This window comes from Zemynaea arenosa, from assembly GCF_004614185.1.
GTDB lineage: Bacteria > Pseudomonadota > Gammaproteobacteria > Burkholderiales > Burkholderiaceae_D > Telluria > Telluria arenosa.
In genome coordinates, this window is sequence record NZ_SPVF01000178.1 from 1 (window position 1) to 6,653 (window position 6,653).

The window sequence follows — 6,653 nt, forward strand, 5'->3', positions numbered from 1 at the left end:
GTACCAGCGCAAACGGCAGCAGGACCAGCGCCGCGCCCCCGGCGCGCAGGGCGCCCAGCATCGCCGCCCCGAACTCGCTCGCGCCCAGCCGCAGGCACAGATAGGAGCCGCCCCACAGCGCCGCCAGCGACAGCAGCGACAGGATATCGCGCGCACTCATCGCGCAGCTCCTGCCACCGCGCGGCCGGGACGTGCATAGACGTCGGTGACGCCCTCATAGGCGCGCTGCACGGCGGAGCGTGCGGCGACGCGCTCGAACCAGCGCTGCAAGGCGGGGAACTCCGCCAGATCCTGCCCGTGCCCCACATGCGGCACGATCCACGGATAGCAGGCGATGTCCGCCACCGAATACCCGCCGGCGATGTACTCGCGCTCCTGCAACTGCCGGTCCAGCACCCCATACAGCCGCCGCACTTCGCGCGTGTAGCGGTCGATCGCGAACGGCACCGTCTCTGGCGCATACACGCGGAAGTACCCCGCTTGCCCCGCCATCGGCCCCAGCCCCGCCATTTGCCAGAACAGCCACTGCACCGCCTCCAGCTCGCCGCGTGAATCCGTTGGCAGCAGCACGCCATGCTTGCGCGCCAGGTAAAGCAGCATCGCCCCCGACTCGAACATCGCCAGTGGCGCTCCGCCATCGGCCGGCGCATGGTCCACCAGCGCCGGAATCCGCCCGTTCGGGGAGATGGCCAGGAACTCCAGACCATGCTGTTCGCCGCCGGACAAGCTGACCGGCACCACGCGGTGCGGCAGCTCCGTCTCCGCAAAGAACAGCTTCAGCTTCATGCCATTCGGCGTGGGTGAGAAGTACAGGTCGATCATGCGCAGCTCCCGATTGTGTATGGCCACAGCTTAGGGAATAATCTGGTATCCCAACAGCGCCAGAGTCGACTCAGTTTATGGAGCCAGATGATTTGCCTCTCCAGCTGGAGTGGCCCGCCGCCGGTTCGCGCCGCCTGCTGAGCGGCTTCCACGACCAGCTGCGGGCCGCCATCCTCGACGGCCGCCTGCGTCCCGGCCTGCGCATGCCCTCCACCCGTGCGCTGGCTGCGCAATACGGCATCTCCCGGAACACCGCGCTGGCAGCCTATGACATGCTGCTGGCCGAGGGCTATCTGCTGGCCCGTCCGCGCGGCGGCACCTTCGTCGCCGCCACGTTGCCGCAGCCGCAGGTGGCGCGTGCCCGCAGCGTGGCGCCAGCGCTGAACGCCTGGTGGTCGCGGCCGCCGCTGCCCACTCCGCACGGCCAGTCCGCCGCGACCCTCAGCTGCGACTTCCTGCTCGGCTCCCCCGCCACCGATGAACTGCGCTGGGACATCTGGCAGCGCCTGACCACGCGCGCCATCCGCATGCTGGCGAAGGAACGCGCCGTCTACGCCGATCCGCACGGCCTGCCGCGCCTGCGCGCCGCCATCGCAGGCCACGTCTCATTCGCGCGCGCCGTCGGGTGCGACGCCGAAGGCATCGTCGTCACCTCCGGCACCCAGCAGGCACTCGACCTGCTGGCGCGCATCCTCGTCACGCCCGGGAAGACGGTGGTGGCGGTGGAGGACCCTGGATACGTTCCCGCGCGCGCGGCCTTTGGCGCGGCGGGCGCCCGCGTCGTACCGGTGCCAGTGGACGGGGAAGGCCTCATCGTCGAGCGCCTGCCTGCCCATGCCAAGGTCGTGTACGTGACGCCCTCGCACCAGTTCCCGACTGGCGTGGTGATGTCGATGGCCCGGCGCGCCGCGCTGATCGCGTGGGCCGAGCGGCACGGCGCCGTGATCCTGGAAGACGATTACGATGGCGAATTCCGGTTCGACGCGCGCCCGCTGGATGCCCTGCAGACGCTGGACCGCGGCGCGTCCGTGTTCTACCTCGGGACGTTCTCAAAAAGCCTGTTTCCCGGGCTGCGCCTCGGTTTCGTGGCGGCACCCGCCTGGGCGCGCGCCGCACTGGTCGCGGCCAAGCAGGCCGCCGACGCACATGGTCCGCTGATCGAACAGCACGCGCTGGCCGCGTTCATCGAAGAAGGCCATCTGGCGCGCCACGTGCGCCGCATGCGCCGGGTGTACGGCGAGCGCAGAACCGCGCTGCTGGGCGGACTGGCGCGGCATTGCGGCGAATGGCTCGACCCGGTGCCCAACAGCGCCGGCCTGCACCTGACGGCCTACGCGCGGCGCGGGTTGAAGCTGCAGGACCTGATGGGCCGGGCCGCCGCCCAGGGAGTGGGTGTGTATGCGCTGGCACCGTACTACGCGGGGCGCGTCAGCCGGGACGGACTGGTGTTCGGCTACGGCACCACGACCACCGACGCGATCGCGCGCGGCCTGCGCCTGCTCGGCAAGCTGCCCACCTAGCTGCCTTGCCTGCCGTGCGCCCCGGCGCGCAAGTGATTCAGCTTGGCCGCGTAGCGGTTGCGCGCCTCGGTGCTGGTGCTGGTATCGAAGGCACGCTCCAGTTCCGCGCGGGCGGCCCTGGTGTCGCCCAGTTGATAGCTGGCGACGGCCAGCCAGAAATGGAATTCGTGGTACCACGGCGCGCGCCGGGTCTCGCGGGCGAACAGGTCGCGGGCGCGCTGCCAGTCGCCACGGTCGGCGGCGGCCCGGCCCTGGTCGAAGAAGTAGAAAGGCGGCTCCGGGTGCAGCGCCGCGGCCCGCGCGGCCAAGGCATCGGCCTCGCCCACGCGGCCCAGCTGGCGCAGCACCGGCACCAGGTTCTGCATCGCGACCAGGCTCCCAGGCTCGTGCTGGAGCGCAGTGCGCAGGCTGCGTTCCGCCAGCTCCGGGTTTCCGTGCCGCGTGTAGATCACCCCGAGCGTGTTGTAGACCGTGGCCACGCGCGGATCCTTCAGCACCGCCGCGCGCGCCCACCAGTAGGCGTCATCCACGCGGCCCGCCGCCAAAGCCTCCGCCGCGCGGTTGTTGAGGTAGAGGGCCACCAGGGCCGCTTCCGGCAGCGGCACTGTGCGGTAGCCCGTCATGTCCTCAGGCGGCAGGAAGTCCACCACCAGCGAATCGCTGGCATCGCTGGCGCGGATGACGTCCCATTCGCGCTTGCCCAGCACCAGGTTGACGTGGGTGCTGGCCAGGTACAGGGTGCCGTTGCGGGTCCAGGTTTCGTCCACCAGCACGGACTGGAAGGTGATGTCCAGGTTGAGCGCCCGCGCAAAGGCGGCCGTCATGAGCACCAGTGACATGCAGTTGCCGCTGCGCGCCGCATAGGTGCCCGCCGCGGGGCGGGTGACAGTGGCGTCGTAGTCGAGCCGCAGCTCGCCCTTGGTGTACAGCGCGGCGATCAGGCCGCGCACCGGGCCATGCTCGCGCAGGAAGGATGTGAAGGCGGGGCTGCGCAGGTAGGCCTGCATGGCCGGGCTGAGGGCGAAGACATCGTCCGCCGTCACCCGCTCCGAGGGCGGGGCGAAGCCCGCATCGGCGATCACCTCGTAGGGCACCGCCGCCGGCTCGGGCGCACTGGCGCACCCGCCCAGCAGGGCCGCCAGCAGCACTGCCAGCGGCGCCAGGCGGGTGTTCACTGGTCGCTGCCTTTCATGGCGCGCATGTGCGCCAGCTTGGCCGAATAGGTGCGCCGTGCTTCAGGCGTGGAACTGGTGCTCTCGGCGAGCGCCATCTCCTGGCGCGCCGCCTTCACGTCGCCCAGCCGCAGGTTGGCGATGCCAAGCCAGAAGTGAAATTCGTCGTAGTAGGGAGCGCGCTGCACTTCGCGCTGGAACATGGCGCGGGCCACGGGGAAGTTACCGCGGTTGAGCGCATCCATGCCCTGCTCGAAGAAGTAGAACGGCGGGTCCTTCTCGATGGATTTGACGCGGCCCGCCAGCAGTTCGGCCTCCTCGGTGCGGTGCTCGGCGCGCAGGAGGGCGAGCAGGTTGTACATGGCGACGATATGCTGCGGGTCGCGGTCGAGTGCCTCCTTGAAGGAGCGCTCGGCCAGCTGGACCTCGCCGCGGCGCTGGTAGATCACCCCCAGCGTGTTGAATGCGGTGACGAAGTCCGGATGCTCGGTGACCGCCTTGCGCGCCCACCAGTAGGCGTCGTTCACGCGGCCGGCGGACAGCTCCTCGGCGGCGCGGTTATTCAGGAACATCGCCACCAGCATGGACTCGGGCACGCGGCGGGTGCGGAACCCCATCACATCCTGCGGCGGCACGAAGTCCACGATCACGGGAGCGGCGGTCGAAAACACCTCCGACAGGTGCGCATTGTGCGAGAACATCACGTTCACGTGCAGGTTGGAGAGGTAGAGGTCATCGGCGCGCGTCCAGGTGTCGCCGATCATCACGTTCTGGAACGTCACCTGCATGCCCAGTTCCTTGGCGAAGGCCGCGGTCATGATGACCAGGGCCAGGCAATTGCCGGAGCGCGTGGCGAAGGTGTCGGCCGCGTTGCGGGTGATGGTGGTGTCGTAGACCAGCTGCAGGTCGTCGCTGCGGTACAGCGCCTCCGCCAATGCCAGTTCCACACCCTTGGTCTTGACCGCGTTGCGGAAGCGGCCCGTGTTGAGGAACTCGCGCATCGCCGGGCTGACCGCGAACAGGTCGTCCACCTGCACCGGGTGCGCAGGCGGGCCGAAGGCGGAATCGGCGATGACGGACGGGGGAGCGGGGGCGACGGTGCGCTGCTGCGTGGTGGACGCGCAGCCCGCCAGCGTCACCGCCAGCAGCAGGCAAAGCCAGGTCTTCATGAAAGTCTCCAGTAGCGATTTTGAGCCGCCCGTCTGCGCAGGCATGTGCTTTGAGTATCGTCCGCTGGCGACCGAAAGTCAAAGGCCGCGCCGCGCGGTCTCAGTCGCCGTGGAAGGATTCGAGCAGCTCGTCGAGCAGCTCGGCCGTCTCCTCGGGGCCGAGGCCGAGGTGGGCGCAGGCGCGGGCGCCGCCCTTGGTCCATTCGGCCGAGTCGCCGTGGCCTTGGTACTTGCGGATCGCATACTCGGCCAGCAGCGAGGTTGCGATCAGCGCGCGCACTGCGTGCGGGGTGGCCTCGTCGTCGATTACGTCGTAGTCGTGGTGGTGCAGGATGGACCAGGACACGTCGGGCGGCAGGCCCCAGCTCTTGGCCAGCAGGCAGCCGATGGCCGCATGGCTGGTCATGTGGCGCGCGTTCTCGACGGCGGTGTAGCTGAGCACCGGCGCGTGCGCGGCCAGCTCCAGCGTCTCGCCATATGGGCGGCCGAAACGTTCCATCAACAGGGGCATGCCGGTGTCGCAGAACAGGCCGAAGGTGTGGGCCACATCCGGCTCGCCGATCGCCAGGCGGCGCGCGAGGAACACCATGGCTTGGGCGCGCTGGGTCGAGATCTCCCAGAAGTCGGCCAGGGCCGTGTTGTCGGCCTGGATGGCCTGGCGCGCGAGCAGCCCGGTCATCAGCGCCGCGACCTGATTAATGCCCAGGAACATGATCGCCTGGTCGACCGACTTGGCCTTGCGCTTGCCGCCGTAGAAGGACGAGTTGGCGAGCTTGAGCAGCGCGGCCGACATGCCGACATCGCTCGCGATGATGCGCGCGATGGCGTGCGGCGCCGGCTCCTCGCGGTTCAGTTCCTGCTGCAGGCTGGCCAGCAGGCTGGGACGCGGGGGGATGCGGATCGACTTGATCAGTTCGTCGACGGGATCGGCCTTGGGGGCCAGGACGGCGGCGTTCATGGCTGGGACTTCGGTTGCGGACTTGTCATCATAAACCAGCCGTGCCGTTGCCGCATGACAAGAATGTGTCAAGACAGGGAAGTGTGGCGGAATGGCCTTATCAATTCGTTATCTGGAGCGTTGACGCTGGTTTGTGCGGGCCCGGCTGCCTCAGCCGTCCGTGATGATTTTGCAAATATCGCTAGAATCCGGGGCATGAGTTCCAGGATCATTGCAGGCATCGACTTCCACCGCCCGGCCGACGAAGTGGCGCGGCTGCTGATCGGCACCGTGGTGCTGGTCGATGGCGTGGGTGGGCGCATCGTCGAGACCGAGGCGTATGACCGCGAGGACCCCGCCTCCCACGCCTACAGCGGCCCGACCGAGCGCAATTTCGCCATGTTCGGCGAGGCCGGGCACGCGTACGTGTACCGGTCGTACGGCATCCACTGGTGCCTGAACTTCGTGTGCCGCGAGGCAGGCCACGGCGCCGGGGTGCTGATCCGTGCGCTCGAACCGCTGGAGGGCCTGGACGCCATGCGCGCGCGGCGCGGCCTGGACGACGCGCGCACGCTGTGTTCCGGCCCCGGCAAGCTGTGCGCCGCGCTCGGCGTGACGCGGGTGCTGAACGGCCACCCGATCGACTCCGAGCCCTTCGAGCTGCGTCCGCGCGCCGGCCGCATCGAAGTGGTCGCCGGTCCCCGCATCGGCATCTCCAAGGCCATCGACGTCCCCTGGCGCTTCGGCCTCGCCCACTCCCGCTACATCAGCCGCCCCTTCCGCTAGCCAACAACCCGCCCACCGCTTGACCTCCCTCAACCGGGGTCAGGCCTCCCCACTGTCCGATGGGGTCAGACCCCACCCCTGTGGATAACTGAATCTGCGAATGAAGCGTGCTGTGGACAACTGTCTGGGGTCTGACCCCCTCTATGAGAGGTAGGCCTGACCCCGGGGGTGAGGCAGATCAAAGCGGTGGAGTCAGCCGTTGGCAGCGGGGGCGGCGGTGGCGGTCGCGGGGTGCGCGGGGGCGGGG

6 protein-coding genes are annotated in these 6,653 nt (G+C 69.1%); 2 read left to right on the plus strand and 4 right to left on the minus strand.

The window, feature by feature from the left end:
- Positions 1-156: 156 nt before the first annotated feature.
- A complete protein-coding gene (locus E4L96_RS14110) occupies positions 157-822 on the minus strand; it encodes a glutathione S-transferase N-terminal domain-containing protein (RefSeq protein ID WP_135207863.1) in 666 nt (221 codons plus the stop codon).
- A gap of 92 nt (positions 823-914) precedes the next feature.
- Between E4L96_RS14110 and pdxR the strand changes: the two genes are divergently transcribed.
- On the plus strand, positions 915-2,342 hold the full coding sequence (pdxR, locus tag E4L96_RS14115; protein ID WP_229414481.1) for a MocR-like pyridoxine biosynthesis transcription factor PdxR: 1,428 nt from the start codon (positions 915-917) through the stop codon (positions 2,340-2,342).
- Here the strand turns inward: pdxR and E4L96_RS14120 are convergent.
- The 3 genes from E4L96_RS14120 to E4L96_RS14130 form a co-directional block, all read right to left on the minus strand.
- Positions 2,339-3,517, minus strand: coding sequence for a tetratricopeptide repeat protein (locus tag E4L96_RS14120; protein WP_229414483.1), 1,179 nt, complete (start codon positions 3,515-3,517; stop codon positions 2,339-2,341). The two genes, pdxR and E4L96_RS14120, sit on opposite strands and share 4 nt — an antisense overlap.
- Positions 3,514-4,683: a tetratricopeptide repeat protein gene (locus tag E4L96_RS14125; RefSeq protein WP_167758692.1), complete on the minus strand. Its 1,170-nt coding sequence runs from the start codon at positions 4,681-4,683 to the stop codon at positions 3,514-3,516. The genes E4L96_RS14120 and E4L96_RS14125 overlap by 4 nt, the downstream gene beginning before the upstream one ends.
- 100 nt (positions 4,684-4,783) lie before the next feature.
- Positions 4,784-5,641 carry an HDOD domain-containing protein gene (locus tag E4L96_RS14130; protein WP_135207866.1) on the minus strand — a complete coding sequence of 286 codons (858 nt, stop codon included), beginning with the start codon at positions 5,639-5,641 and terminating at the stop codon, positions 4,784-4,786.
- 195 nt (positions 5,642-5,836) lie between these two features.
- Between E4L96_RS14130 and E4L96_RS14135 the strand changes: the two genes are divergently transcribed.
- A complete protein-coding gene (locus tag E4L96_RS14135; RefSeq protein ID WP_135207867.1) occupies positions 5,837-6,406 on the plus strand; it encodes a DNA-3-methyladenine glycosylase in 570 nt (189 codons plus the stop codon).
- The last annotated feature ends 247 nt before the right edge of the window (positions 6,407-6,653 follow it).